The organism is Aquidulcibacter sp. (genome assembly GCF_049239865.1).
Taxonomy (GTDB): Bacteria; Pseudomonadota; Alphaproteobacteria; order Caulobacterales; family Aquidulcibacteraceae; genus Aquidulcibacter.
Genome location: NZ_JBMLTR010000208.1, coordinates 1 through 2,465, shown reverse-complemented (window position 1 = coordinate 2,465; position 2,465 = coordinate 1). Strand labels below are relative to the sequence as shown.

Below are 2,465 nucleotides of genomic sequence, written 5' to 3'. Positions count from 1 at the left end.
TATTCCTCGGCGCGCCATTGGTCAGGCGATTGATCTTGTCATCCACATTGCCCGGACCCGTGATGGTCGGCGTGTGGAGGACCTCATGCATGTTACGGGAGATAAGGATGGTGGCTATCTGACACGCGCTTATGGGTAAATCCGCCCATATCATGCGCACTTGAAACCGCACTGGCGCCACTACGCGCCCGCCCAACCGGACCCTGATTTCAGAGGCCCGGCGAGACCATATGGGCCAACACAATTAACCATCTAAGCCACTAATATAATATAGTTTTCTTCCTTAAGTTGGCACGCCATCTGCATACTTATCCACAGGGGCACTTAGAGTCCCAGAATGGAGCAAACCAATGCAGAAAGGCACTTCTTCCCGTCAGACTATCCTGACCTCCCTTGCAACTGGCGCTGCTTTGGCGCTGGCATATACCCCGGCCTTTGCTGGTGGGTCTGGCATGCCGTGGGAGGGACCACTCCAACAAATCGTCGACAGTTTCACTGGCCCTGTGGCCCAAGCAGGCGGGGTGATCGCGGTAACCATCTTTGGTCTGGGCGTCGCTTTCTCTGAAAGTGGTTCTGGCTTGCGACGCGGCGTCTCAATCCTGTTCGGGGTGGCGATCGCCTTTGCAGCCGCGAGCTTCTTCATGGGCTTCTTTGGTTTTGGCGGTGGTGCAACCATCGGCTGAGATCATAGTCTAAGACAAAGGGGGCAGCTCCATGAGTGCTTTTCATCCTGATCGGCCCGAAGGCTTTGAACTGCCCTTGGCCGGATCACTCACCCAACCCATCCTTATGGCAGGCTTACCGCGTGAATATGCGATCCTAATGGGCACACTCGCTCTGGTTCTGGGACTCGCACTTAAGCTTTGGTGGCTCGGCCTCATCTGGTGGGGTGTGGCGCATGCGCTTGGTCTTTGGTTTGCCAAAGCCGACGCCCGGTTTTTGGATGTCCTCAGGCGTCATCTGACCTTGCCCGGACATCTTGGGGCCTGAGCCCTCATCCATCCAACTCATTTGCAAATCCAACAGCCACGGGGGCCGTGACCCCGGGAGTGAGATCCCATGCGCTTTCTTGACGAGTTCCGCACCAAACCCATCACACTGGCCGATCATCTGCCGTGGGCGGCACTGGTTGCACCCGGCGTGATCCTGAACAAAGATGGCTCATTCTCGGCCTGCGTGAAGTTTCGTGGGCCTGATCTGGAAAGCTCGACGCCTGAAGAGCTGATGGCGGTCCGCGCCCGGCTCAACAATATGCTCAAGCGCTTGGGAACGGGCTGGTGCCTGCATATGGAAGCCCGTCGCCGGGTGGCTGATTCCTATCCCGATCAGCAACCCGAGAACCCGGTCGGCTGGCTCATTGATCAGGAACGCAAGGCGCTTTTCGATCAGGCAGGTGCCGCCTTCGAGACTGATCATGTCGCAACCCTGACCTGGCTGCCACCAGCGGACGATACCCGCAAGGCAGAGACCTTTCTGTTTGAGAACCGGGTTGCCAACAATCGCGACTGGCGCGAGACTTTGGCTTTATTCCAGCGCGAGATCGGCATTCTGGTTGATTTGATGGCCGACGCTTTGCCCGAAGCGCGATTGATGTCGGATCAAGACACGCTGACCTATCTGCATCAGTGCATCAGCCCCAAGCATCATCAGGTTGAAGTGCCAGAAACCCCAGTGTTTCTTGATGCCCAATTGGCTGACACAGCCCTCGAAGGCGGTATCGCCCCCAAGCTCGGTGATCAGCATCTCCGTGTTGTGGGTATCCGCTCGTTCCCCGCGAAAACCCTGCCTGGACTGCTCGATGCCCTTGGCCAGTTGCCTTTCACCTATCGCTGGGTCGGTCGCTGGATAGCCCTCGACAAAGCCGGGGCTGAAAGTGAGCTCTTGCGCCTGCGCAAGCGCTGGTTTGCGAAACGCAAGGGCATTGGCACGCTCATGCGTGAGGCGATCACCAAAGAAGATGTGCCGCTTGTCGATACTGATGCTGCCGCCAAGACTGATGAATGCGATGGGGCGCTGGAGGCTCTGGGTGCTGAGGTCTGCGCTTTTGGCTGGCTGACGCTGACGGTCACAGTGATGGACAAGGATGAAGGCCGGGCGGTCGAGAAAGCCCGAGCGGTGGAAGCTGCGCTCAACGCCCAAGGTTTTGTGGCGCGCACCGAAGATTTGAACGCGGTCGAAGCCTGGCTTGGGTCCATCCCCGGCGAACCCTATGCCGATGTGCGTCGGCCTATGCTCTCAACGCTAAACTTGTGCGATCTTCTGCCGATCTCGGCAGTCTGGGCAGGCCCGACCCGCGACACGCACCTGAATGGTCCGCCGCTGCTGATCGCAGAAACTTCCGGAGCAACACCGTTTAGGCTTGCCCTTCATGTCGGCGATGTCGGACATACGATGATTGTTGGGCCAACCGGGGCTGGGAAGTCAGCGCTTTTGGCCTTCATGGCGCTGCAATGGCTGCGCTACCC

At 58.3% G+C, this 2,465-nt stretch carries 2 protein-coding genes and 1 pseudogene; all 3 read left to right on the top strand.

What is annotated here, in order from left to right; all coding sequences use genetic code 11:
- The first annotated feature begins 350 nt into the window (after positions 1–350).
- On the top strand, positions 351–683 hold the full coding sequence (locus tag ACOVRA_RS14340; RefSeq protein WP_421720891.1) for a TrbC/VirB2 family protein: 333 nt from the start codon (positions 351–353) through the stop codon (positions 681–683).
- A 31-nt stretch (positions 684–714) separates the two neighbouring features.
- The gene (locus ACOVRA_RS14335; protein WP_421720890.1) at positions 715–990 is read left to right on the top strand and encodes a VirB3 family type IV secretion system protein; all 276 of its coding nucleotides are present in this window, start codon (positions 715–717) and stop codon (positions 988–990) included.
- Between the two features lie 69 nt (positions 991–1,059).
- A pseudogene (locus ACOVRA_RS14330) lies at positions 1,060–2,465 on the top strand (conjugal transfer protein TrbE); the annotation flags it as partial.

Coding starts and splice junctions, on each gene's coding strand:
- ACOVRA_RS14335 (WP_421720890.1), top strand. CDS start 715: ATGAGTGCTTTTCATCCTGATCGGCCCGAAGGCTTTGAACTGCCCTTG.
- ACOVRA_RS14340 (WP_421720891.1), top strand. CDS start 351: ATGCAGAAAGGCACTTCTTCCCGTCAGACTATCCTGACCTCCCTTGCA.